General features: G+C 46.5%; 21 protein-coding genes. 3 read left to right on the top strand and 18 right to left on the bottom strand.

Annotated features, from left to right (window positions below; translation table 11 throughout):
- Positions 1-57: 57 nt before the first annotated feature.
- Both HF638_RS20915 and HF638_RS20910 read right to left on the bottom strand, forming a co-directional pair.
- Positions 58-474, bottom strand: a complete 417-nt coding sequence (locus tag HF638_RS20915) for a hypothetical protein (RefSeq protein WP_169481891.1) — start codon at positions 472-474, stop codon at positions 58-60.
- A gap of 277 nt (positions 475-751) precedes the next feature.
- Entirely contained in the window at positions 752-2,032 is a 1,281-nt protein-coding gene (locus HF638_RS20910) for an XRE family transcriptional regulator (protein ID WP_169481890.1), read from the bottom strand.
- A gap of 203 nt (positions 2,033-2,235) precedes the next feature.
- Here HF638_RS20910 and fabV point away from each other — a divergent pair, with 203 nt between their 5' ends.
- Positions 2,236-3,429 carry an enoyl-ACP reductase FabV gene (gene fabV / locus HF638_RS20905; RefSeq protein WP_169481889.1) on the top strand — a complete coding sequence of 398 codons (1,194 nt, stop codon included), beginning with the start codon at positions 2,236-2,238 and terminating at the stop codon, positions 3,427-3,429.
- A gap of 111 nt (positions 3,430-3,540) precedes the next feature.
- On the opposite strand, the gene HF638_RS20900 is transcribed toward fabV, so the two are convergent.
- From HF638_RS20900 to HF638_RS20890, 3 genes are all read right to left on the bottom strand, one after another.
- Complete coding sequence (locus tag HF638_RS20900; protein ID WP_169481888.1) at positions 3,541-4,788, bottom strand: DNA glycosylase AlkZ-like family protein; 1,248 nt, start codon at positions 4,786-4,788, stop codon at positions 3,541-3,543.
- Positions 4,789-4,865: 77 nt separating this feature from the next.
- Complete coding sequence (locus HF638_RS20895) at positions 4,866-5,093, bottom strand: hypothetical protein (RefSeq protein ID WP_169481887.1); 228 nt, start codon at positions 5,091-5,093, stop codon at positions 4,866-4,868.
- Positions 5,094-5,213: 120 nt separating this feature from the next.
- Positions 5,214-5,810, bottom strand: coding sequence for a restriction endonuclease (locus HF638_RS20890; protein ID WP_169481886.1), 597 nt, complete (start codon positions 5,808-5,810; stop codon positions 5,214-5,216).
- A gap of 260 nt (positions 5,811-6,070) precedes the next feature.
- Here HF638_RS20890 and HF638_RS20885 point away from each other — a divergent pair, with 260 nt between their 5' ends.
- Positions 6,071-7,342 (top strand): PQQ-binding-like beta-propeller repeat protein, encoded by a 1,272-nt coding sequence (locus HF638_RS20885; protein ID WP_169481885.1) that lies wholly within the window; start codon positions 6,071-6,073, stop codon positions 7,340-7,342.
- 78 nt (positions 7,343-7,420) lie between these two features.
- Here the strand turns inward: HF638_RS20885 and msrA are convergent, their stop codons facing one another.
- The 6 genes from msrA to HF638_RS20855 all read right to left on the bottom strand — a co-directional run bounded on the left by msrA (position 7,421) and on the right by HF638_RS20855 (position 13,519).
- A complete protein-coding gene (gene msrA / locus HF638_RS20880) occupies positions 7,421-7,936 on the bottom strand; it encodes a peptide-methionine (S)-S-oxide reductase MsrA (RefSeq protein ID WP_169481884.1) in 516 nt (171 codons plus the stop codon).
- A gap of 337 nt (positions 7,937-8,273) precedes the next feature.
- Positions 8,274-8,531: a GlsB/YeaQ/YmgE family stress response membrane protein gene (locus HF638_RS20875; RefSeq protein WP_062835823.1), complete on the bottom strand. Its 258-nt coding sequence runs from the start codon at positions 8,529-8,531 to the stop codon at positions 8,274-8,276.
- 310 nt (positions 8,532-8,841) lie between these two features.
- A complete protein-coding gene (locus HF638_RS20870; RefSeq protein WP_169481883.1) occupies positions 8,842-10,146 on the bottom strand; it encodes an AAA family ATPase in 1,305 nt (434 codons plus the stop codon).
- A complete protein-coding gene (locus tag HF638_RS20865; RefSeq protein ID WP_211175720.1) occupies positions 10,146-11,609 on the bottom strand; it encodes an RtcB family protein in 1,464 nt (487 codons plus the stop codon). The genes HF638_RS20870 and HF638_RS20865 overlap by 1 nt, the downstream gene beginning before the upstream one ends.
- A 502-nt stretch (positions 11,610-12,111) precedes the next feature.
- A complete protein-coding gene (locus HF638_RS20860; RefSeq protein WP_169481948.1) occupies positions 12,112-12,930 on the bottom strand; it encodes a TerC family protein in 819 nt (272 codons plus the stop codon).
- Between the two features lie 277 nt (positions 12,931-13,207).
- Positions 13,208-13,519, bottom strand: coding sequence for a DUF3817 domain-containing protein (locus tag HF638_RS20855; protein WP_169481882.1), 312 nt, complete (start codon positions 13,517-13,519; stop codon positions 13,208-13,210).
- A 216-nt stretch (positions 13,520-13,735) separates the two neighbouring features.
- Here HF638_RS20855 and HF638_RS20850 point away from each other — a divergent pair, with 216 nt between their 5' ends.
- Positions 13,736-14,839: a glycosyltransferase family 4 protein gene (locus tag HF638_RS20850; protein ID WP_169481881.1), complete on the top strand. Its 1,104-nt coding sequence runs from the start codon at positions 13,736-13,738 to the stop codon at positions 14,837-14,839.
- A gap of 57 nt (positions 14,840-14,896) precedes the next feature.
- Here the strand turns inward: HF638_RS20850 and HF638_RS20845 are convergent, their stop codons facing one another.
- The 7 genes from HF638_RS20845 to HF638_RS20815 all read right to left on the bottom strand — a co-directional run bounded on the left by HF638_RS20845 (position 14,897) and on the right by HF638_RS20815 (position 26,930).
- The gene (locus HF638_RS20845; protein WP_169481880.1) at positions 14,897-15,259 is read right to left on the bottom strand and encodes an HIRAN domain-containing protein; all 363 of its coding nucleotides are present in this window, start codon (positions 15,257-15,259) and stop codon (positions 14,897-14,899) included.
- Between the two features lie 40 nt (positions 15,260-15,299).
- The gene (locus HF638_RS20840; protein ID WP_169481879.1) at positions 15,300-16,271 is read right to left on the bottom strand and encodes a helix-turn-helix transcriptional regulator; all 972 of its coding nucleotides are present in this window, start codon (positions 16,269-16,271) and stop codon (positions 15,300-15,302) included.
- A gap of 271 nt (positions 16,272-16,542) precedes the next feature.
- Complete coding sequence (locus tag HF638_RS20835) at positions 16,543-17,064, bottom strand: hypothetical protein (protein WP_169481878.1); 522 nt, start codon at positions 17,062-17,064, stop codon at positions 16,543-16,545.
- Between the two features lie 168 nt (positions 17,065-17,232).
- The gene (locus tag HF638_RS20830; RefSeq protein ID WP_169481877.1) at positions 17,233-17,862 is read right to left on the bottom strand and encodes a 50S ribosomal protein L25; all 630 of its coding nucleotides are present in this window, start codon (positions 17,860-17,862) and stop codon (positions 17,233-17,235) included.
- A 282-nt stretch (positions 17,863-18,144) separates the two neighbouring features.
- Complete coding sequence (gene pulA, locus HF638_RS20825) at positions 18,145-21,021, bottom strand: type I pullulanase (RefSeq protein ID WP_169481876.1); 2,877 nt, start codon at positions 21,019-21,021, stop codon at positions 18,145-18,147.
- 396 nt (positions 21,022-21,417) lie between these two features.
- The gene (pulA, locus tag HF638_RS20820) at positions 21,418-23,466 is read right to left on the bottom strand and encodes a type I pullulanase (protein ID WP_169481875.1); all 2,049 of its coding nucleotides are present in this window, start codon (positions 23,464-23,466) and stop codon (positions 21,418-21,420) included.
- A 170-nt stretch (positions 23,467-23,636) separates the two neighbouring features.
- Positions 23,637-26,930: a DUF5704 domain-containing protein gene (locus tag HF638_RS20815; RefSeq protein WP_248278216.1), complete on the bottom strand. Its 3,294-nt coding sequence runs from the start codon at positions 26,928-26,930 to the stop codon at positions 23,637-23,639.
- Between the last annotated feature and the right edge of the window lie 52 nt (positions 26,931-26,982).

Here is a 26,982-nt window from a genome sequence, read left to right as displayed (position 1 = left end):
ATCGTTGTTATACGCATTTCATAAATAGAATATCACTGTCTTATAACCAAATACCTTCTAGATAGACAATATCCCCATGTAAATCAGCTCAGACGGATTTGCTGGATTCTGACCTAATCCCACCCGATCGCCTACTCGTGGAATCTGCATCTTGGAAACCAGTGTCTCCAATGTACGCTGATACTGGTTGCCATTCGTCTCTGTCACATCCAATACCAGCAGAACAATCGGATCAAAGTTGATCAGTTTGCCTGTGTCGGTGATCGTCACCACCGTAGCCGTAGCTGTTAAAGGCAGAGAACCACTTGCCGCCAACTGTGCCTGCTTTGCCGAATCCAGACTCTGATTGATAGCCTCTCGATGTTCCTTGGATACAAAGCCTTTCATCATCATGCCAGTGAGTCCTTTATTCATCAATTTATCCGCTTTAGCAATCGCATCTTCCTGCTTGTTCTTTTTACTGAACCATCCCATATTAAGCACCTCATTTGTTTTATTTTTATTTATAGTTAAATTATAAACACCACGGCTTGTCCTTGAATACCCTTCTGGTGGCATACAAAAAAAACGAAAAATCCAGCAATTGAATTACGGGATAATCGTTTCTTTGGTAAGGATTGAAGTCAATTTCGCAAAAAAAGATCTGTTAATTCGATCTTCATTTCACGATTGGCAGCCATATTTTGTGGAAAGTAGGTTGGCAATGCACCAAATCATGCCATAATCAGGCTCTTCCAAGCCGATTTCCACTCTATTTTTTGCGTAACAGATATACCAGCTTCCGATAATACATCGCAGCTTCCTTGTATTTCCGCTGATCCTCAGACACTACAGCCATTCCTTCATATAACGGTTCAAGCCGCATGACATGCTGGGCGGATTCGAAATAAGGCAGACACGCAAGTGCCCGCTCCATGAAAACCTCGCGATCTCCATGTGCAAGAGCCAGATGGCTCTGATAGAAGGTTGCGCTCATCTGCTGGTCCTGTGTTGTTGCACATTTCAAAAGTTGATCTACACTCTGCGCAAGCACGCCCCAGTTCTTTCGTGCCAGAGCTACTTCGCATCGATACACACCGATGAGCGGCTGCATGGCCTGCTGTGTTTCTTCCGGTTCCTGCTGCAACAGCGACTCGAATCGTTCAATCTCCGCCTGTGCCTGATCCAGTTCACCTGTCATCGTCAGCATGACAATCCGATTGTTGGAAATTGCCGTCACCAGATCACCCTGGTTACCGGCATACACGAGGTTCGCTTCCGCCATGGTCAATGCCGAAAGTGCCTCCTGAACCAGCCCCATCGCGAAACAATACCCACTATAGGCTACATATAACCCGGACAACCGATGGAACATCCGCTGATCATAGACATGACGCATTGTAAGCTCGAATACCTGTTTTGCCTCTTCATACTGTTTGACCTGGATGTAAGCCTCCATCTTGATGTTTTGCACAGACAGCCAAAATTCACTGCCAGGAAGCGCCAGCTCACTGAGCCTGGTTGCATGAGTTAACACATCCACAAATGCCATTTTGGAGCGATAATATTGTATTTTATAGAACAAGAGTGCCTTGACTAACGGACGCGGCAGATCAATATCGTCTGGACGACCGTATTTCTCCAGGTAAAAATTGAGGTAAGACGTATGTATATACTCATGAGCCGTTGCTTCGTTTAATTGCTGATAATAGACCGCCTTCATCAAGGCCGTTGTCAGCTCTACGGTCAGCGTGTCATCCCGATCTGCCAGCGCATGCACCGTATCTTCTGATATCGCCGACGCTGGAACTGACATTTGTTCGAAAATAACCTCTGCCCGTTCGAGTGTTTCCTCGTCCTTAGCCGCTGCCGCTGTAATATAGGAAGGAGTTACCCCAAGACGCCCAGCGATGGCTTCTGCCAAGTCCTCAGGGAGCGGATAACGATCCGCCAGGATATTTGCAAAATGAGCCTGCGTGACCAGACCTTCCACAAGGTCTTTACGGGAGATCTGTTTTCTTTTGCTAAGCAGTTCAATGCGTTCTTTCAGCATGCTATCCCTGTCCTTTCTATCCTAACGAGCGAGTACATTCTATGCACATCATCGCAAAATTAGAGATATAACGCTACCCTTCCGATGAAATCAAACGAAACGGTTTCCGTTTCCGAGGTAATTGTTTTACAATAAGGAGGTATGTATACGAGCATTTTATCGAAATGCTGAAACATGAGCTGAATATGAAAGGATGCAAATAAATGATTATTAAACCAAGAACACGTGGTTTTATTTGTACCACTTCCCATCCTGTAGGTTGCGCTGCGCAAGTGCAGGAACAGATTGACTATGTGAAATCCCAGCCGGAGCTGAAAGGCCCTCGTAATGTGCTCGTCATCGGTGCTTCCACCGGATACGGACTGGCGTCACGCGTTGTCTCTGCTTTTGGAGCGGGAGCGAATACGGTCGGCATTTATCGTCCAAGTAGTTCTACAGAGAAACGTACAGCTTCTGCAGGATGGTACAACTCCGCTGCATTCGAAAAAGCCGCTGAGGAAGCAGGCCTGAAATCGTACAGCGTTACAGGTGATGCATTTGCAAACGAAACACGAGAAAAAGCCGTTGAACTGATTCGCAGTGAACTCGGTCAAGTGGATTTGGTTGTATACAGCGTAGCCTCAGCACGTCGTACCGAGCCGAACACCGGTGAAGTATTCAACTCTGTGTTGAAGCCTATCGGACAATCCTACACGAACAAAACGGTAAACTTCCACACAGGCGAAATCAGCTCGGTTACTCTGGAGCCGGCAAACGAAGAGGAAATCCGTCAGACGGTAACCGTTATGGGCGGAGACGATTGGGAACTGTGGATGGATGCCCTGCAACAAGGTGGCGTGCTCGCTGATGATGCAACAACAATCGCTTTCTCCTACATCGGTCCTGAACTTACGCATGCCATTTATCGTGATGGTTCCATCGGTCAGGCCAAGAATCACCTGGAAGCGACTGCACACAAGCTGAATGATCGTCTAAGTGCAAAAGGTGGACGTGCATACTTAACTGTAGCCAAGGCGCTGGTGACTCAATCCAGTTCTGCGATTCCAGTCGTGCCGCTGTACATCTCAGCATTGTACAAAGTCATGAAAGAAAAAGGCTTGCATGAAGGATGCATCGAGCAATTGCAACGTCTGTTCGCTGATCGCTTGTATACGGGAGGAGAAGTTCCAACCGATGCCGAAGGCCGTATTCGCATTGACGATTGGGAGATGAGAGCTGACGTTCAGGAAGAAGTGGCGAAGCTCTGGAATGAGTTGACCACAGAGAACATCTACGATCTGTCCGATCTGGAAGGTTACCGTCGCGAATTCTTCCAGCTGTTTGGTTTTGAAACCGATGGTGTGGATTATGAAGCAGATGTTGATCCGAACGTTGAAATGCCTCATCTGGTGATATGATTTTAAAATCAATGAAGGGGGAGCCATCTGGCTCCCCCTGTTTTTTCCTTTTTAGATTTGTTCATGAAATCCAATTTCCCATGTCCATACATTCTTTCGTGTATCCCCTTATCAAATCGACTTAAGCAGCTTTTTCAGCTCTTTCGGTACCGTCTTCTCAATAGAGATAGAACGCGCTCCATGCATGGACGCAAAGAATTGAAGCCCCTCCCGAAAATCCGTGATCCATTCCTCCACAGGTGGAGCTGTCTCTTCCATCGATAACAAACGAACGGTGAGTACTCCTGTTTTGCGATCAAGTCGTGGGTCCATACGTCCAATCAACCGATCACCATGAAGAATAGGCATGGCATAATAACCGTAGGTTCTTTTCACCTCTGGCGTGTAAATCTCCCATTTATAATGAAAATCAAATAAATCGACAATACGTTCTCTTCTCCATAACAGGTTATCCAGCGGCGGCAAGAAACGCACAGGACCTGACGCATCATAGTGTGGCTCTTCCTTTTCCATATGCAGAAGCAAATCCTCATCTTCAGCACGAATATAATAAGGCGTTGCCACATCCTCCACCTTAAGTGGGATCATTCGCCCATCTGACACACGTGCAGCAATATCGGCGCGACGTTCAGCCGCTGTAGATTTCAGCCAACCCAGACGGGGATCACGGGCATCTACAACCCGATATGCATGAATGTATTTATCCAGCAGAGCCTGTCTCTGGGCAAACACATCCATGTCTTCTTTCATCGGAAGCCCCTGTTGCTGCAATTCGGATTCGGTCATATGAAAATAACGTTCATTTCCCTGCCTCGCCACCACACGAATCACAGCGGAGTCCAAAAGTAAATTCAGAGCAAGTGTTGTATCCTTGGTCTTCGGTACATCCGCACTGTCCCAATAACCACTTACCCGTTCAACAGCACGGAAAGCTCTTGAAGGTAGGGGTCCTTCCTCCTTCAGTCGCTGTAACACATGCTGCACTGTTTTCTCCAGACCTTGCAAAGACGGAGCCAGACGCTCCCTTAACCGAGCACGCACAGGTTCAAAGAGAGTATAATCTTCGATTGGAATCACACATGCCGCATTGGCAAAATACTCAAATACCTTGTGATCGCTGAGCAGCGTATTTAAGCTATCAGCAGTATATCCCGGATCACGGGCACCCAGCACCAAATGCTGATTTCCGGTTACAGCAGCCACAGGATCGATCTGCACACAGCCAAGTGAGCGGATCAGCTCTATGACCTGATCCGGCCCGGAGTGTCTCGCTTCCGCTGGCCAACGTGCCAGTAAACCTTGCGTGTGCAGCAAAAGACGTCGAACAGCTGCTTTATTTATACGTAGAAGTGTTGTCATCGAAATGGCTCGTCCCTTCTAACTTATATTCATGATCAACCAGAAGCTTCCCCAACCAAAGGAAGGTTTATAGGACATTATGCACTTTTTCGCACACATTGGACAAAATAAAAAGAAGCACCACCATCCTGGATGATCTGCTTCTTGTGTTTGACCTTTTGCAATTTTTCCTGCTTCGTAGGCATGAGGCGTACATGCTGGGATAACGCACTATAATCTCCGTTGACTCTCCGGCTCTGTTCCGAGCACCACTTACCTGACCGCTCTGCTTTGCGTAATGCTTTTTGTGTTTGTGTACGTGCCATAATGGATTACACACTCCTTTGGTTGATATGCACTCAATATATCATGTGCAGCTACGCAAGTGAAGGTGCTTCCTACTGGAATGGGCATATACATCATTTTAAAGGCTTTCATCCGAGTACTTAGCGGGATTGCCGCTTTCGCCGGGACTGCCACGTCTCGATCGGTTCGTGATCATCTTCTTCGATCAGTTCCAGCGCTTCTTCCACTCTTCTGGCTTTGAATAACAGGATTAATTCCATCAGGTCTTCCCGGTCCAGCAGCTTCACTCCATTGACTGCTGCAAGTGTCCGACAGGCTTCGGTGTAACGGGCGGACGTCAATACAATGGACCGGTCGGCTTCATAATAACGCATCGATGTATAGATCTCCTGCACTGCACTCAATCCTACAGGATGATTCGCGCCATATCGCTTCGCTTGTATCACACTTCGTCTGCCGAGTCTATCGACAAACACAAGATCAGCCCCAAAGTCCCTGCTACTCGTCGTCTTATGAACCTCATCGTACCCAAGTTGCTCGAATAAATGATAGAGATATAATTCAAACTCCGAACCATCCTCCATCTTGTCGATGTCCTTTATCGTAATTTTACGAGGATTGGCTTCACTTCGGATCCGTTGCCCGCGCCCGATAACACGCCGAATAATCCAGGCCAGCAGCAACAATACGATGATACATCCAATGACCCATAGGGTCACATTTTCACTCCAATTCATAGCTCTTCTCCTTGTTCATTCCTATGTTCTATCCAACCTCTTACGCAGATATGGCTTATCACCGCACTAAATATATCAGACTTCCACCTTCATCGAAAGAAGATGAAATCCCTGTAACCGTTATAATTCATCAAACAAAGATAATTTGATATATGAATGATAAAAGGTTACAGTGCGTTCGGTTGAATTCAATATGACATCAATGGTAAAATTCAACAATCGGTTCTATTTTGAACCGAAGAAGAAAGGTGGTTTATCACTTGCATACATCGACCAAACACAAGTCCAAAACATGGGCTGCCCTCATTCTTAGCGGCATGCTCCTCTTCACCATGAATACAACGAGTTACGCTGCTGCCTCACCCGAATCCATGCCCAAACCCGCGTGGACGTCATCTTCCCTGATGCTGTCTGAAGCCAATACAGAGAAAGATGTCCTGATCAAGGAAATCCATGCTGTGCCTTCGAAAAATCTCGTATATGTGCATGCTGCCCAGTCTGTGACCAAAACAAGCAGCAAAACGACACTGGACTGGCAACTGGACTCTCTTCAGGCATTCGATGCGACAACTGGACAATTGAAGTGGAATACGATATTCCATGAGAAAAGTGGTCCTTACACCACCTTCTCCGATTCGATATATGCCAGCAACGGTACTGCCTATGTATATATGGAATACTCAGACAAAACCAAAAAATTGTACTCATTTAATACATCCGGTAAAACCAACTGGGTCAAAACGGTGAATTCACCTTCGAACATTTCTCTTCTGGATAACGATACGTTGTTGATCGCTTCAAGTCAGGACGCGCAATCGAATGGTTCGGTTCGCTCAGCCATCTCGTTATATGACAAGAAGGGTAAGCTGATTACCGAAAAGACGATTAACGGTGCTGTGCTTAAGGCTGATCATGGTCGAATTGTAGTGGATGCCAGCAAACAAACCAAGGTAGGCAACTTCTGGCAGCCAGCAGCGAATCCCAAAGTGGAGATCTATGATCGTACGCTGAATCGTCTGTCCTTCTATCAATTCCCGGCTAATGCGAATACCCAAGGAGATGGCGGCGGTGAATCGCTGGCTATTCTTGATGATGGTTCCATCATTATGCGTGCCAATTTCGAGAGCACGGGTAACCGACTGATGGGCTTTGGCACCGATGGCAAGCTCGCTTGGGGACGTGCCATTGCTGGTGATGCCTACATCCAGACGGCTGGCAACAGCTATACGGTCCTTACAGGGCAGAAGCTGGAACTGTACACCATGAAAGGCAAAGTGACTGAGCGTACGTTCAAGGACGCACAACCTGCATTGATGCATGTCGATCAGACGCAGGATGGTCAGTACCAGCTTGATTTTGCCAAAATGGGATATATTCTTGATCCACTCACGCTGGAAGACGTGCATATCTACACGACCAGTGCCTCCGTTCCTTCATTAGAAGGTGTCTCTACTTATGTGGATGATGTCATCTATTTCATGAACGATGAGACATTGTCCAAATATGTACTGAAGTCCAATCCTGCAAAATAAATTCTTGATTCAATAATAAGCCGGGAGAGTTCCATAAGGAGCTCTCCCGGCTTATTGCATGGGTAGGATAGAATTATCCTATTTCCAATTCTCGTCTATAAATTCGTCCCGTCCGGATAATGCACGGTCTTCCTTATAATGTTTCTCGTTTTTCTTGTGGTAATCCTGATGATAGTCTTCAGCCGGATAGAATACGACGGCATCCCGAATTTCCGTAACAATCGGCTGATTGAATCGTCCGCTAGCTGCCAGTTCCTGCTTGGACTGTTCGGCAAGCTCACGCTGACGTTCATTATGCACAAAGATCGCTGTACGATACTGTGTCCCCCGATCCTGGAACTGTCCTCCGTCATCCGTCGGATCAATCTGTGGCCAGTACAGCTCCAGCAGTCGTTCATAGGGGAATACATCCGAATCAAATGTAATCTCAACCACTTCGACATGCCCGGTTTCCCCGGTTTTGACCTGCTCATATGTTGGATTCTCGACGTGACCGCCAGCATAACCCGATACAATACCATGAATGCCCGGTTGTTCTTCAAACGGTGTAACCATACACCAGAAACATCCGCCGGCGAATGTAGCTTTTTCCATTCCGTTCATCCCCTCTTATCGAAACTACCTTTTACACTTACCACTCCGATGACAGAACAACCTTCTGATCGCTGTTATTCCCATATTTTTTATATTTGGCTTTACAAGGAGAAAATCTGGTGATAAAGGCGAACGCTCCGCTTCTTCAGGTTATTTCTGTCCTCTACGTTCTCGTGTAAATGTTTAGTCCAATTTATATAGATAGCTATTACGCATATCTTTATATATTTTAAAACAACAAGAGGTTGATTGAAAGCCATGGTTATGGCTCTCAATCAACCTCTTCATTAGTAATGCATTTGGCTGATAACTAATTCAAGAAATTATCTTAAGTAAGTTACCCCCGACTACGACCCATTGAACGGAAGATCAAGCTTACGATCGCTACAAGAACAATCGCACCGATCAATGCAGGTACAATGTGGAATCCGCCCATCTCAGGACCCATATCGCCCAAGATTACTCCACCTAACCATCCACCGATGAAACCAGCAATGATGTTACCAATAACACCACCTGGAATGTCACGACCAACGATCAAACCTGCCAACCAACCAATGATACCACCGATAATTAATGACCATAACCAACCCATATCATTCACCTCTAATTAAAGTTTTTGTTGTTGTCTGTCTACTATTAACCGCTACAGAAGCATTTAAACAATTGGCATGAAAATTATTGCATATTACCGTTTGTTTACGATGCACCCTGCTCTGCAAAACAGGCCTTAGCCCAGTATGGAAACAGATCGCGTTACTTTCCGGCATCTCACCAGCTCAGGGCTGCGTTATGTACCTCCCGAAAGTCATTGTATGTTACAGCAGACAAGGTTAGTATCACCAATTGAGGTAGGATTATTTATAAAATCGCGTCTTATTATCGATTGGATTGGTTAGGTCTGATCAATAAAATCCTGCACGTCCCTTACCCGGCTGTGCCAGCCAAGTATGTTTGTGACTCTTGTCCAGCTCACCACGCATCGACTGAATGACTTTCACAATGTCTGTCTGTCCATTCTGATGCCATTCCAGCGCAGCGCTGACATACAACTCACCCAGCTGCGCTAGAGAGAACGTGTCGGTCAGGCGAGCAGCTTCAATTGTTCCTTCTTCACCAGCAAATACGGTGAAGCCCCGTTGCCGCAAATATTGCAGGCGCAGCGCTTCATCTGGCAGCGGAATTTCGTAAGCCCGGTCGAACCGTCCAGCACGGTTCATGAGGCCCGGATCTATTTTCTCCGGATAATTCGTTGTCCCGATCAGGAAAATGCCTTCTTTCGACGTAGCTCCATCCAGTGTATTCAGGAAAAAGGAACGGACTTCATCCGGCATCGAATCGATGTCCTCAATGATCAACACCATCGGTGCCAGCCGTTTGGCAGCCTCGAACACTTCACGCACTGATTCACTGTTGGTATACTCCGTAATCTGCCAATACGCAGCCGGTCCCGGGATACTTCCAGCAATGGATTTCACCAATGTGGTCTTGCCGTTTCCGGGGTGTCCATACAATAGAATTCCCCGTTTGTACGGGATATCATAATCTCGGTAAAAAGAACGATCCGCTTCGAAGAACTGATCCAGCGAACGGAAGATATCCTGCTTGATCTCCGCCGAGAGAACAACATCCTCTCTTCCCACGGAACGAGTAATGGATTCGACATGACGATCGCTTCCATTCCGGGCATCCGTGTATACCGTCACCTTTTTCATATTTTGCTGACGTTCCCGTTCGCGGACACTTCCCAGAAACTGCTTCATCTCCTCATCACCGATGGCAAAGACAAAGTCTTCACTGTAGATCCCATTCTCCCGGAAAAATGGAACCCGTACGAGCGCAACGCCCCATTTCGGATAGGCAAATACGTTGTTGCGAATGGAGTAATGCACACCATAAGTCGGCACATCTCCATCATCGTTGTAATGCAAGGTCTGAAGCTCCAGATCTTCGAATATGCGGGCTACCAATTCCACTTCGTCACTGCCATTTTGCAAGTCTTCCCGGAGTAACTCCCAGTATTCATTGTTCGGGTCAGAACTGGCATAGAGCTTGTATTCAACCCCATAGCGCTGATGAAGCGCCTCACTGATTCCACGGATCAGCCTTGAATAGATGGCGTACCCTTCCACTCGAATTCGGGTATCATGTTGTTCGTCATAAGTATAGATTGCCTGGGTTGGATCTGTTTGTTTTTCGTTTATTGTCATTATTTCGCTCCCTTTACCGCTATAAGCGGTTTGCATTTGGCTACAACCTGAGCCAGGCCTGCGCCGGTAACACTGTCTATAATTTCATCTACATTTTTATAAGCCTGAGGTGATTCATCAATAATGGATTCAAGTGAACGCTGGTTTACCACAATCTCATCTTCTGTCCCCACGCCCAGTGCCGATGCAAAATCTTCCACCGAAACCAGTCGTTTCGTTGCTGTCCGTGAACGGATCCGACCCGCACCGTGACATATTGAATAATAATTATCAGCACCCTGTGGCTGACCCACCATGATATACGAAGCAGTTCCCATAGAACCGGGAATAAGGGCCGGATGTCCTGTTGCCAGATAAGGCTTTGGATTGTCCGGGTGCCCTGCCGGCAACGCACGTGTCGCACCTTTACGATGCACAAAAACGGAACCTTGGTCTGCATGAGATTCCTCCCAGGCATAGTTGTGCATCAAGTCGTATAACGTACGGAATTCACATTTGGAACCAAACACATCCCGGAATGCTTCGCGAATAGCATACGCAATCAAGTGACGATTGACAACAGCGTAATTCAACGCAGAATACATCATGTTCACATAATGACGACCTTCCGCATGCTCAAGTGGAGCAAATACCAGTCTGGGATCGGATGTACCCAGGTTAAGCCGCTGCATGACTTTGGCGATCGCTGACGAACTCGTCTGACTGACATAACCACCCCATGCACGAGAGCCGGAATGAATCATGACCACAACCTGTCCATCGTACAATCCCCAAGCTTCGGCGATTTCACGATTCTCTTCAGCAATCTCAATCGCCTGGATCTCAGCAAAATGATTTCCTCCACCCAGTGTACCAAGCTGACGATGCGAACGATGCCACGTCATATCAGGAACATGGTTTAACACATCCTCATCGTAACTGAACTTGCTGCTTTCCACATGTGTCATTGAGGTTGATTTTTTCGGGGTATAGCTGTCGGGAATATACTTTTTAGGTAACCCATGCAATCCTTTACGAACAATATGTTCCAGTCTGATATCTGAATAATGACCTCGCTGGTTTGCCTCCATCGGCAATACTTTCTCAATGGTCTTGACGAGTTTGCGGCGGAGCTTGATGTCTTTCAACTCGTCCTTGTGCAAGTTCGTCATATGCACTCTCATGCCACAGCCAATGTCACTGCCCACGATAGAGGGAGATACATATCCACTCTGCGCATCCCACACGGCTGTTGTTCCGATGCAGGTACCTACACCGACATGCACGTCTGGCGTGTAACTCATATAAGAGATTCCCGGAATCTGCAGATTATTGTTCGCCATCTCGAATACCTTGTAATCGAGCGAGGAGAAGAGCTGTTGCGCCGCATATACGGTTAGATCGCCTGCAGGCAATTTCACTTCATGCCGGTAGGCACCTGTTAATTCGTTTGGATTGGTAAATAAATTAAATTCTGTATTCATAAAAGTGTATTATTCCTTCCTGTACGTTCAGCAAATTCGGTTTGCTGATTCATCTGTAAAATAAAACTAAAAAAAGCCATAGGCTAGTCGCCCATGACTTCTACTAATGACAATAACGGAGAACAGAACAGCATGAACATGCTATGTGTCTGTCATCCATCGCTATAATATAAGCGAAGAACGCATATCGATTATAAACTGCTAAACGATATGCCTATCCCCTATGTCGACCGTATGAGGCCAATGAGACGATGAGCCGGATATGCAGTTGTGTCTACGTTGCGCCCTGTTTGATTCAAATCATAACCAAGCATCATGTCTCTCGGCCTCCCTTCGTTAATGTTAGTCTTATATTAAGGGGACTCGATTTCATGTGTCAACCCTTTTCTTGGAAATTGGACCATGGTGCAGATTACATATGTAAACAAAAACAGGAGACTGTCCTAAGACAGCCTCCTGTTTTTCTAATAATAATAATGATGTTGTTAGCGTAACATGATTATTACAGTCCTGCTTGTTTTTCCAACTCTTCAACCGGATTTTCGTCTTCTTTTTCAGGAACTTTGGAAGACAGGAACCAACCACATACCGCAATGGTGATCAGTACAATATAGAATCCGAATTTCCAAATTTTATTTTCCGGGAAATGCTCATCCAGAACACCCAATGAAGGGTGTGCCAGTGTAATAACTGCCAGCTTAACCCCTACCCAACCTACGATCACAAAAGCCGCAACTTCAAGCCCTGGACGGGAATGAAGCAATTTCACAAAGTATGTGGCTGCAAAACGCATGATCACAAGTCCGATGAATCCACCGAGGAAGATAACGATAAACTGTCCACCGTCAAGTCCGCCAATTGGAGGCAATCCACTTGGTGGCAACGCCACGGCCAAAGCAACAGCAGCCAGAATGGAATCGACTGCAAATGCGATATCCGCTACTTCAACCTTGAAAACGGTCATCCAGAAACCGGATTGTTTTTTCGGTTTCTTCGGCGTTGAATCAGCTGCTTCATCTGTTTTATTTCGACTACCCAGTATCTTTTTAACGATGTGGTTAATCGAAATGTACAGGAGATACAGGGCACCGATCGCTTGTACTTGCCATACATCGACGAGGAAAGAGATCAGGAACAACGAACCTAAACGGAAAACAAATGCACCCATCAGACCATAGAACAACGCTTTTTTGCGCTTATCTTCAGGTAAGTGTTTAACCATAATTGCGAGTACCAATGCATTATCTGCTGCAAGTAGTCCTTCAAGAACTACTAAGACGGCCAGCACCCACCCATATTCCAATAATAATGAAACTTCCAACATTGACTCCTCCTTAATATCCTTATGATGTACAAAAAAAAGGACCTTTACCATCACTGGTAAGGTCCTTTTATATCCACAAAAAGAGACCTTTACCGAGCATGAAAACTTGGTAAAGGTCTCGCTAACAACAAGATTGCTGCCAATAAAGCCGGGGATATGATCCCGAATTGACGACTTTACTGTAAAAGCTACTCCCCTTTAACAGGAATATGTAGTTTTAGTTGGAACGGGTTGTTTAACCTGTACTCATCATATTTCATAACGTTAAATAAAGTCAAGCTTTATTTAATTGATGGTACAGCTTACGGAATACGACAACATCGTAGATCATGTTCCCCAGCGGAATAAAGGAAACAAAGAATAGCGCAATTGGACGACGCAGACGCCACTTCTGTGAAGTGTACAAACTCACCATAAATAATAAGTACATTAAAAACAAAAAACCGTATAAATTTCCAAACCATGTGACAGCCTGCGGTATAATCCCCGCATCTCTTAATGGAAAAGCAACAAACAGCAGCAATACGTACGAAATGCCCTGCAACCACAACAGCAGCCGGAAACGCCCCAGCATAGAATGTAACATCATTTTCCTCCTGCTTCTATACATGTAACGAATTCAATAGTTCCCGTACAGTATATCACAAAAGACGAATATTTCTGCTTCAACCCAAACAGCAGATTATTCCTGCACCCTCATATGGGTGGTTCGCCGGCCTGTTCGAAGGAGCCAAATGCTTCCGCTTCTCATAGGATATATGACGAAGAATGTTATCGATGTCGGACAAGGAGGAGCCTGTTAATGAAAATAGCTATGGTTGCACCCGAAAAATTGCCTTTGCCGGGAAACGGTTCAGTGGAAATCTGTATTCTGGGAATCGCTCGCGAACTTGCACACCGTCATCAGGTGACCATCATAAGTCGTCAAGTGACAGGTCTCGCCAACATGGAGCTAATGGACGGTATCACCATTCAACGTGTCTCTGCATCTAGTCCTGTTGGGTACACCAAAGCAGTAATACGTTTGTTATCCAAACAACCTTATGATGTGATTCAAGTGGACAACAGGCCCCGCAGCATGGCTGCCATTAAACGCGCTTTCCCTCGCACACCAGTTGTGCTCTATCTTCACTCGTTAACGTTCGCTCAGCCCGGACCTGCAAGACTCGCATTGATGAAAAAAGCCGATTGGATTGCCGTCAACAGTCAATCCCTGAGACAAAGGCTAGGTCGCCGATTTCCGCTCGTAAAACGCCGGATGAGTGTTGTTCCACTAGGTGCAGATTTAAGCCGCTTCAGACCTGCTGAGTCCAGTGAAGAACAGCTTCGCCTGCGTACACAATTTGCAATAACTAAACCATTCTCTATTCTGTATGTCGGTCGGCTCATCCCTGGCAAAGGTGTAGACGTATTAATACGTGCCACTGCCCTTCTTCAGCAAGAGACGCCTGTTCAACTGGTTATTGCAGGCAAAGGGCCTCCATACTATGTGCGTAGACTTCGAGAGCTTGCTCGAAAACAAAAAGTCCATATATCCTTCCTCGGTCAGATAAACCATGAATATATCGACCAGTTGTATCGGGCAGTCGATTGCCTGGTCTGCCCCTCTCAAGAACATGAAGCCTTTGGCCTGGTTAATGTTGAAGCGATGGCTTCGGGATTACCCGTCATTGCTTCAGATAACGGAGGTATTCGTGAAATTATTGAATCAGGTATCAATGGATACCTTGTTACCTCTTTTGAACGCCCCCAACGTTTTGCTTCTTGCCTGTACAAACTTGCAAGCAATCCGGCTTCTGCCGAAATGTTAGGCAAGGCTGGTCGAGACAGCGCAATGGCACATTTCAGTTGGGCGAGAACAGCCATGTATCTGGAAGCGACCTATACCAGGCTCATCCGTGAATGAGCCTCCTTCTGTTTTGATAATCATCCTGCCCCATAAGAAAGACGCTCTTTAGGATGATCAAGCTTTTTCACGAGATTGCCATCCGGTGATAAAAGAATCCATTTGCGGAATGGGAATTTGGCTCATCTCAATTAACTCCATAATAACCAGATCTCTCATCATGAAGCGCACTTTGGCACACGTTAGTTGATGAAAAACATCATAGAATGCCGTCCCGGTCCAACATCCATGCGGTACGACAAGCGGATCATTAACGATATAACCTACGGCTCCAATCGGGGGAATAACAACCTTAATCGCTTGATGGTCCAAACGATTATCTGGATCTTTGACGAGATACACGGTGTCCCCCACATGTAAAGCTTGCACTCCATGGAAATGCTCCATCCCATACATAGCTGCGAATAATTTGGTGCTCATATCACCTGCTCCTTTTCCTGTATTCTCCATTTTGAAAATTTCACAAATATACTTCGTTATCATAATGCTCCAACCACTCCACGAGTTGCCTGCGTATCTCTTTACGAAACTCACGAGGTTCAAGTACCTCTGCCTCGGGTCCGAATTGATACAACCATTTCAAAAACTCTCGGCTGCTATTCAGTGTCACTTCAAATAACAATCCCCCATCCGACATATCCGTCATTCGCGGGCGAACAAACATCTCTTCTTCTTTTATGTAGGGGGCCACTCTCTCAGAGAATCTTACCTTGAAATGGATATGTTCGTCGCCACGGTCAATGGACCATGTGTTCTTCATGTACTGCGTTATGTTGAAATCACCCTTGTCGAATTCGACATGTGTTCTCTCCACATCCAGAAAGCGGCTAATTCGAAACAATCGGACTTTTTGTAGCAAATGACAGTATCCAATCAGATAAAAACGTTGATCCCGCGGAATAAGATAATAAGGATCGATATCCCGGACCGTGATCTCATTTCTAGTCAGCGTATGATATTGAGTGCGAATCGTTTGCCGACTTAGAATCGCTTCGATGATGGGAATCAGCAAATTAGGGTCTTTTCCTTCCTCACGATAAGCTGGCGTGCCCATCCGAATAATTCCCGCAATATTCTCTACAATGTCACTGTTTCTTGATTTTAATTTGGTATGAGCTGACATGACCTTGTCAAAAGCTGAATCAAATTCAGCAGGTAACTTGGAGGTATCAACTACGGACGGAAGCATGGAGAAAACCATCGCTTCCTGTTCAGTAAAGTCTAACGGATACATCGCAAACTCACCAATAAATCGGTAACCCTTGCCGTATCCTTCATTCATAATCGGGGCGACCCTGTCCAAAATCCGGAGATCACGATATATCGTGCGTACAGTTGTACCGCATTTCAGCGCCAACTCCTTGGCGGAAATTCCGGGATTTGCTTGTATAGCCTGAAGTATACGCAGCAGACGAATTAATTTCTCTGTCATGTAGTTTCTCCCCTTCGATATTTTATCGGCAAGGAAAACTAGTTCCTTTAGTACAGAACTAAATCTTTAGTCCCAATATTATTTTCGCAATTTCACCGTTTGTATATAGTTCAATTGCACTCTTACCCCCTTTTAATATACATTCTCTTACTTGCTTGCGTAAAATATTAACCCAAAAGGCCTTATACCTAAGCCTGAAAGCCTATACAATTTTCTAAAAATAATACAAAAAAGCCCTGATCTCTACAAAGAGACAAGGCTTTATTCGGAATTACTGGTTATACAACGGTAATAATTGATTCATCACATTCGCCATATGCTCACAGAGTTCAGGAATATCTCCCATCTGGTCTTCATTCACACTGCGGTCAAAATATACGTGTGCCGTGACGTTATACGTGCTTGGCTGTTCATCAAAGATATATCGGATATTCTGGCATACCTTCTGCTCAGGCCAGCTCATCTGCAATATCGAACGAATCGCTGGGCACTGCGTCTCTGGCTCCTTCACAACCATGCCAAACCGAAGTTCCAGACGGCATCCCGGATGTGTATCAGGCGTCTCCAAAATCTCGGCTGCAAGCTCCTCAAGGGAACTGCTGAGCACGACTTCGCCTGTTACTTCAGGACGATTCCTGAGACAGAATTGTAACATGAACTCTCTGGACATTACCGCCATCTCCAGCCGATCTTTACGCCCCTTAATCTGAATACGCTCATCCAGGTTATCCATATCATAGAGATGATTCTCAAACCCGACTTTCAGATTGTCATACACCGTTGGATCAAACATTGAAATAAACCCACTTTCTTATCCTTTAACCTGTATTGTAGTACATTCTCATTTTTCATGCGAACGATGTGCCTATTGAACTCTCTTGCTCGGCAAACAAAAAAAAGCCCAGTCACTAGGACTGGGCTTTGGTTATGCATGAGATCTGGCAAGATCCCGTAGCTTGGCTTATTCTTCTTCAGCTTTTTCTTCAGCTGCCGGTTCAGCTTCCTCAGCAGATGCTGTTGGCTCTTCCTCAACCGCTTGTGGCGGCATAACGGAAGCGATAATGGATTCAGCTGATGTTACGAGTGTCAAACCTTTATTCAGTTTGATATCCGCAGCAGTCAAGCGATCACCAATGTCCAATCCGCTCACATCAACCTCAATAGAAGTTGGCAGATCTGCTGGCAAACCTTCTACTTCCAATTGTGTTTCCTGTGTCTGGAATACACCACCAGCTTTCGAACCGGCTGCTGTACCCTGGAAGTCGATCGATACACTTACGCTGATCGGCTTGTTCTTGGAAATTTGCAGGAAGTCTACATGAAGCAAACGTCCGTTACGCTCTTGCTGATCCTTGATCAGCACTGGAATCGTTTTACCGCCCTCAACATTCAAGTTGAACATCTCGGAGCGGCCTGTGCGTGCCACTTTCAGCACTTCTTTTTCATCTACATGTATGGAGGAACCTTCTTGTCCCGGGCCGTATACGACAGCGGGAACTCGTCCACCTTGTCTTAACAGGCGCAGTGCTGCACCTTTCTTTTCCGTTCTTGGCGTTGCTGTAAGTTGAGCCATTTTTCCGTTGGATTTCATGATTGAACATCCTCCTTCAAGGGATCACTACATTATATTTGTTGGAAAGCGCTAAGGCTTCTCTCGTAGACCATAATGGTCTTTTTTTCTTTGGCCGAATCGTGGGCCATATCTATATTTACCCCAATGATAGAGGATCTCAAACACGGAACAGGATAATTCTTTATTTTTTGACATGCCAGACTTCTTATAATCAGACCAAAAAAGCAGTCGGAATCTCTTCCAACTGCTGGTTTATCAAGGGTTTTGACGAACTACCTTATGATGTTATTAAAAAGAACGTTATGCACTATTACGCCCCTCTGAATTATCCCTTTCGCGAATGACCTGCATCTCGTCTGACCCACTGCGGACCGTAATGTGTACATCTCCATCTTCAGGTACGATATCCACGTAACGATCTCCGCATGTATCTTTGGCCTCCCACTCGTTCAGTCGAATGATGAGTCCCAAGTGATGCAAACCTGGAGCTACGCGGAAACGGGCTTCAGTGGCATTTCCAACTTGTTCCAGTCGTACCGCTCCGTCTTCCATACCTGTGCCCCATACCCAGACATCCCAACCTTCATAATGCTGGTCTTCCCGTTCGTATCGGAGCGTGACCGTTCGCGAAATCTGTTTATGAATGGTTACGCCAAGCGTTGCCCGGATCCCTCCAGATTCAGCAATAATATGGGTTGCTCCAGGTGTCATCGCACGTACGATCCCCGCTGCACTCACTGCTGCCAGTTCCGGATGAGAGGAGCTCCAACGTATGTTTGAATCCTGAAGCGGCTGACCGAATTGATCAAGCACCAATGCACGGAAGCGGCTAATTCGAGTCATGTACATGACAGGTTCGCCCACAATTTCGATTCGCTCTGCATGACGATGATCCACCTGTAACATACAGGTTGCCGTTATCTCCCCACAGTGGACTGTAATCGAAGCTTCCCCACATTCCAGCGCTTGGATTGTTCCATCAGGTTGTATCCGAATAATATCCGGCTCTGAAGAAGTCCAGGTAACCGGGGCATTCTCTACCACATTGCCGATGCTGTCCCTTACAATGGCTCGCAGTTGAGTGGTCTCCTTCGGACTGTATACCTGACGTGGAAAACTAATCTCCAGGGTAGCCGGTTCAGCGCCTCCAGGATGCTCTGTGTCATACAAAACCATCAATGACCACCGTTCTACCTGAACAGTGCCACGAACGGTCTCGATCAGATCTGTACCTGCCTGATGATCGTTGACCACAATATGCCAGTCACCTTCCCCCAGGTCCACATGCTGCTGGTGTTCCGTTCCGTTATATATGACCATAATCTGATTCCAGGTATCCTGATTCGCTCCATCCTGAAGTATAAAAGCAACCACATTGCCGTCGCCACGAATCACACGAAGGTGATTACGTACCTGTTCGGCATCAATCATACGAAAGGCGGGATGAGTACGTCGCAGATGAATAAGACCACGGTAGTAGTCAAACACCGGTCTGAACCGCGATTTATTGGCCCATGTGATGGTGTTCACCGCATCCCCGCTCCGATAACTGTTATGATCACCGGCTTTGGATCGGAGCATCTCATCCCCTGCATGCAGAAACGGAATGCCCTGAGAGGTAAGTAGAATACCGGAAGACAGCAACGAACGACGAACCATCTCATGATCCATTACATCATCCACATCGACATATCGATAAGGATCTGCTGCTTTTACAGCCGACTCCGCACTTCCGCCTCCAACGGGCTGTCCGTCCTTCCATACGGGAAAACCTAATTCATGTCTGAGATTCATTGTGGTCGCAACTTTATCCCATAAATTGAGATTGTCATGGGCAGTCACATAATTGACGGTTTCTACAGGTGAAGATGTAAAATCATCCAATGCTCCTGCTAATCCCCTAATAAGCTCATATTCCTGTCCTCCGGCACCCGTGACAAACCCTCTGCCACTGCCATCACTATCTCCCTTGATTGCACTGCGAAAATGATCATTAAATACAGCAAATCCCTGACCTCGCTGGGTTCCTTTTAACGTTTTGCGGTCCAAAGGTGAATCTCCACCCGTCCAGGGTTCCCCATAGATCAGAAACGCCGGATCGACCTGTTCCCGCAGCTCGCGCGTTAATTCATTCATCGTTTCCGTATCAATCAGGGCCATGAGGTCAAATCGAAATCCGTCCACATGATATTCCTCTGCCCAATATCGGAGAGAATCCAAAATATATTTTCGCACCATTGGTCGTTCGGTCGCCAATTCATTGCCTACACCAGAACCATTACTGAGGGTACCATCCTCCCGATAACGATAATAATAGCCTGGTACAATCCGTTCAAAAGGTCCCTCTTCCACGCTATACGTATGGTTATAGACCACATCAAGTACAACGCGAATGCCTTGTCTGTGCAGTGATTGAACGAGGGATTTGAACTCTCGAATGCGAACTGCCGGATCACGTGGATCTGTCGCATACGAACCTTCGGGTACGTTATAATGCTGGGGATCATATCCCCAGTTGTATGGTGCTCTGACATTTGAACCCACATCCGCCGTAGCGAGTTCATTCACCGTCTGATAATCCGCTACAGGCATAAGATGCACATGAGTGACGCCCAGTTCGGCAAGATGGTCTATCCCAATGCTATTGCCTGCTCGATCTGTCAATCCGGATGCCGTGAATGCCAGATATTTCCCCTTATACGGAATATCTGCATGGGGATCCGAGGAAAAATCACGGACATGCAACTCATATAACACGGCATCGACAGGACGCAGAAACGCAGGTTTGACATCCAGGTCCCAATCGACCGGATTGGTGGTCTCAGGATCGATAATGGCTGTTCGTTGCCCATTAGCTGTTACCGCTCTGGCATACGGATCAGCAACCACTTCAATCCGCTGATCATCATGGATGATTCGGTACATATAAAAATGTCCTGCCCAATCGCCATATAGCTCCAGATTCCATATTCCGTCCGCATCGCGCGTCAGAGTATGTTCCTGTCCACCTTCATGATCTTGTACTTTGCCACTATCGTTGTAATGACCTTCATCTTCAAAAACCAATATATAAACCTGTTGTGCCGTAGGTGCCCACAATTTAAAAGTACTTGCTGCACGAGTATATGTTAAGCCAAGATCGTTGCCATCGTAACGAAAAGAAGTCCATTCCGGCATCGTTCCCACCGCCTTTATATCCATTGATTTCGTGTTGTCCCGATGTTACGGAGTGGGACGTGATTTGTCAACCCGGGGTTGTCTGTACTCATCATATCGGTTCGATTCAAGTATTCAATTAGCAATCGCTTTCAAAATATAGATATGTAAACAAGCGCCATAGATTGACAGCATTTGTACCTGTCCCGACAAAAAAAGTTTGAAATATATAAGAATATTTGCAGAACGAACGTGGTAAGAACGAAAACTATGCTAAACTACGCACAAATATGGCGGACGTCTAATAAAGATCGAGTATGACGAAGTCCTCCTACGATAAAGACAGTGCTTTTTCACTGGACACAAAATCCCCCTTTCCGAACGGAAAGGAGGATTGATTTATATATTTTGTGACAATCAGGACTTCGAATACATCACCGTCATGGATAGTGCATTCACATTAACCTGTCCGTCCTGCACGATACGTATCGCATCGACATCGGCTTTCCCTTCCTCTACGACCACATTCCATGTCCCTGTGGGAACAAAGACGGTACGGGTTTCTTTTGCAGCATTATAGATGACGACAATGCGTTCCCATGAATCGCTGACGGCCGCACCTTCCAATTCATAGGCTAGTACACCATTACCTTTTTCAAGTAGACGAACATGCTTCTCGATCTCTTCCCGTGTACGAAGCCGAAAGGCTGGATGCTCTCGCCGAAGACGGATCAGCCCATGGTAATAGTCAAACACCGGCTTGAACTGCCGCTTTCGCACCCAATGAATAGCATTAACTACGTCACCACTTTGATGGCTGTTGGCATCCCCATATTTGCTACGAAGCAGCTCATCTCCGGCTGCAATCAAGGGGACACCCTGGGAGGTTAGCACGATACCATTGGCAAGCAGACAACGTCTAACGGTCTCATTCTCCAGAATGTGATCCGGATCAATCTGCAGGTAAGGCTTGGCCTTCTCTACAGCCTCTTCCACACTTTGGCATCCCCGGATACTTCCATCCTCATCATAGGTGAGGAAATTCAAGGTATCATGGAGTCCTTGTGTACGTGCGACTTTGTCCCACAGGTTGAGATTATCATGCACCGTTACATAGTTAATGGTTTCGGATGGACCATCCGCAAAATCATCGATTGCTCCCCGTACGCCTGTCCACAATTCGCCTTCTTTCCCGTCCGCGCCCGTCGCAAATCCCGTACCCGTTCCATCGCTGTCTCCCTTGATCACTCCGCGGAAATTATCGTTAAACACGGCGAAACCAGCACCGCGCTGTGCTCCTTTTAGAGTCATATCATCTCCAAGCGGCGAATCCAGTGCACCCCATGGTTCACCATATAACAATATGGATGGGGATACTTCGGCGTGTAACTCCGCTGCAAGCTGTTTCATCGTAGTTGTGTCGATCAGGCCCATTAGGTCAAATCGAAAACCATCCACATGGTACTCCTCTGCCCAGTAACGGACCGAATCGATAATAAACTTGCGAACCATGGCACGTTCAGTAGCCACCTCATTGCCTGTACCTGAACCATTACTATAAGTCCCATCAGGATTCTGGCGATAGTAGTATCCGGGTACAAGTTTTTCAAACGAGCTGCCTGCCGTATTAAACGTATGATTATATACCACATCCATAATGATACCTATTCCCTTGTTATGAAGGGCAAGCACCATTGATTTGAACTCACGAATTCGTGTCTCCGGATCATCTGCACGTGAGGCATAGGAACCTTCCGGGACATTGTAATGAAGTGGATCATATCCCCAGTTATAGTTGGAGGCATCAGACGTATCACCATCCACCCTGGATTCATCCACTGTTGCAAAATCAAATACAGGCAGCAGATGCACATGGGTGATTCCCAGTTCAACCAAATGATCGATCCCCAGCGTGTTGCCCTCCGAATCGCGCAGCCCCGTCTCGGTAAAAGCCATGTATTTGCCTTTATTCGTTATGCCAGATGATGAGTGAATGGAAAAATCACGCACATGCAACTCGTATAAGACTGCATCTACAGGACTGATCAATTCCGGACGAACATCCTCACTCCATCCAATCGGATGCGTCTGCTCCAGTTTTACAATTACACCCATTTCTCCGTTCATGGTCACCGCTCGTGCGTATGGATCTACCGCAGTCGTTGTATGTCCATCTTTGAAAGTAGGCTTGTACATGTAACGGTAGCTACTTAAATCGCCCTCCAGTTCGAGAACCCAGACGCCTTGTTCTTTTTTTCGCATGGGTAACGCCTGCTGTTTACGTTGATTGGGCTCTTCCTCGGGGGTCCCCCCTGTCAAAGGTGGATACAGAAGTAGTTCCATCTGAACAGCTAACGGTGACCAGACTTTGAAGCGACAGGCATGTGCTTCTAATGTGACACCCAGATCTCTTCCTTCATATGTATCTTCTGAAAACAATAGTTCCTGCTTATCCTCTTCAATCATGTGTGTTGTTCCCCTCTCGTTGGAAAAATTTTATGAATTAATGGAACGAATGCTCCTTACCCTTTATACCCGTTCTGTTGACCAACCATAATCGAAATTACGCAAAAGAAGACAAACGTCATGTGGATTCACATCACGCCTGCCTTCTCTAGGGGTACAACAATGTCTAATTAATGCGGTACTTGGGATTGGAAATCATTACGGCTGGATTGATCGGCGTGGTACAAAACCACGTCCCCGTCATGCATCGGCCAGCTTCTACCCTGACCATCTACCTGGCTGTTATCGAAACCCTCCATCTGCCATTGATTCATCAACGGGGCATGAATATATTGCAGGTGCGGTGCATTCGTATTGCCGCTGCGCAATGTTTCGATATTGAAGTTAACCACGATGTAACCGTCCCTCAGAAATACCTTTGCCTTCTCATCCAACTGATTTTGTCTGGCGAGCAGTTCTAGATTGGTTCCTTTGGGGACAGCATATACATCCGCTGGCAAGCTATATTCGCCATACCAGCGCTGAATCGCTGCATTCGCCCGATCTACATTAACACCTGAAGGTATATCTGTTTTGGGGCCAATGAGTGTACGGATCTGTGAAGGAAGAATCATCCAGTCATAACGACCTACCCACGTTTTATAATGAGAGGTCTGATCCACGAAACGAACCATATGTTCTGCCATTGTACCCTGATTACGTTCCTCCTCGGACAGTTCATAAGTATACTGATAACGTGCTGTATCGCCTAACTCCATACCGGGCACATTCCTTAAACGTGAATTCAGGATAACAAAGCGTTTTTCTAGATCCTGTGCCGATCCAATACCAATGAGTCGTTCCTGTCCTCGATGGTAATATAAATCCACTTCTTGCCGGGTCGTGCCATCTTTGCTCACAAAAGAGAACGTCGGCGTAATCCGGATACCATCCTGTTTCCCAAACATATTGCCCTTGGTCTTCAGATCAAACTTGAAATGGTACCCTGTCTTCACCGTTGCATTCCGAAAACCCTGTACCGGATGACTGCCGGGACGAATAGGCAGGACATAGGGAGCTAAGTTACCTCGGGGATCTCCGTCGATACCATTTCCTCCGGTCCAGTAACTCACACCTGTTGGTTCCGGACTGCCCATCCGCTTGCGAAACACATTCTCCCAGTTATAGTCTGAAATATCGGTGATATGAAAATCATACAATCGTCCGATGACCTCCACAGCAACGGTATCTGCTGCCACATGATGGGTCAGATTCGTGTTCGCATCCTGTTGTTCCGTAAAGTTTGCAGGTGCATTTTCGGCGATATTACGGAACTCGATCTGGTAATTCCCCTCATCTACCCATACAGGAAGATAAAAAGGGGTGTCCAATTGATTTACCGGAATATCCACCCATGTCAGGGCAGGGATAAACTGACTTCTGGCACCGTTATAGACATCGAATGGGAAACGAACCTGTTTGATCCGAAAATATTTTGCATAATCACGATTTCCATAACCAGGGTAACTTGCTGCATCCAAATGTTGACCTGAAGTTGGTATCCGCACAATGAATGGACGCTCTAAAATAAGTGCAGCCCTGGTCGGATCAGGCATGGTCTTCTGGTTATGCGGCTGATCATCTGACACCCAGGCATAGTTCACAACCGGAGTATGTACCGTCACCGAGTTGATGCCCAGAATGGGAAACTTCTGATCCTGCCCTCCGTTCACATTGCCATGCAGCAGTCCGTACGTAATCTCACCCGTGGTCGGCTGGTTAGCTTTGTTTATCAATGTGTTCTTGATCGTCAGCCGGTTCTGGTACAGAACATAGTCTCCGATCATGCTAGGCTGTGGGATCGTGCCAGGTCTTGGAGCTGTTTTCTCCACCGGAGCAGGGTCCATAATCGTCGCTCCATTAAAGGTTACCTTGTCGTTATTAACGGTGTTCTCTCTAACCTCCGCTTCAGCTTCAGATTGAAACAATGACGTTTCATCTGGCGTAGACGGTTCAGCCGAACCACCCGGAACCCCTTTGATGCCAAGATCAATCTCTCGACATGGCGCAGGTTTCACATGATTAGTAACTGCAGTATCCATAACCGATTGCAAAGTAGGAGGTGTATATTGATTGGGCGTTAGAGTTACGGTGTCACCATAACCTCCTAGCGCATAGTTAGATACCTTTGCCTCATTTAACTTGTATACCTCCAGGTTATCGATCTGCCAATAGCTATATGTCCGTGTTACTTGCATGGATTTATCTCCAGGCACATCAAGTTCTTTAGGCTCAGGAGGTGTTCCTGGATCGCCCTCACCACGAGAGGGTCTTCCCGGAATCGTCCAGGTTTTATGATAAACCCTTTTCACATTCACGGTATAAGTCACCGTTCCGGTCATATTAACCCAACGGTGCTGGAACAGATATCCCTTAGCTAAGACATTGGCATAGAGATCTTCCGAGGTCGGAATACCACGAGTGACATCAAACTTCTCAGCTCCCCGGTCATCTGCCTTCAGCACGCCCCGAACAGATGGGTCCATAACCGCTGCTTCAATCACCGTACCTCTACTTGGTTGGCTGATGGTCACAGGGCATGCGTTCACAGGGTCGCCCCCCGGATCACCACCATTACCGCCTTCTCCATTATCCGTGCAGTCCTTCACCTCAAGCACCTGAGTCCCTTCTTCATCCAGTTGCTGAGCAGGATCAAGAAAATGAGCCTTGATAGTTGTGCTACCCACGATCCCTTTGGTCGTGATTTTGCCATCTGCGCCGATCGTTGCCACATCCAGATTCGAGCTCTGCCACGTCAATTTGGAATGAGCCGTCAGTTTATGAACAGAGCGATCCGGTTTGGTTAAAACCGCTTCCGCCTGTAGGGGTGTGGTATTGGCTTTGCAAGCGTTCGGCAGATTCACCACGAGTCCTGGCTCAGACGTAACGGTTATGGTGGCTGTATCCGAGATAAGGTATGTACCATTGTTCCAGATGGCACGCACAGTGACCGTGCCCGGACTCTCAGCTGTTAACATCCCTGTTTTGAGCTCTATACTCGCAATCGTCTCGTCAGAAGAAAACCATTTGATCTCTGCTTCCCTGCGGGAAACCTCGATGCCCTCACCAAAGGCTGTCGCACCATAACCCTTCGTCTTCACCAAGGCTTCCATCTGCTGGGTTTGTCCTATGGTAAGGGTTGAATCTGGGGTTACATCGATTTCTTTTTCTTCAACCAGATCGCCTTCCCAAATGATATCCATTGGTGTATGGTAGGCTACCACTTGTTTGAGACAACCTTGATTTGTTCTACCACCGTTCTCATAATCATTCCACTCCGTTACTTGGTGTGAACCTCCTGTTTTGGTATTGATTTTTACTATGGTACTACCTTCTCTTATAACCGTAGTACCAACCCCAGTATAGAATAACTGCTTATTGCTTGTTTGATAATCTACACTCTTAATCCGAATATTTTCTACCATTCGCTGTGTAATTCTTTGGGATTGGAACTCTGGCCAATATTCAGCAGGCCAC

It is taken from the genome of Paenibacillus sp. SZ31 (assembly GCF_012912005.1).
GTDB lineage: Bacteria > Bacillota > Bacilli > Paenibacillales > Paenibacillaceae > Paenibacillus.
This window is presented reverse-complemented; position numbering and strand designations above follow the sequence as displayed.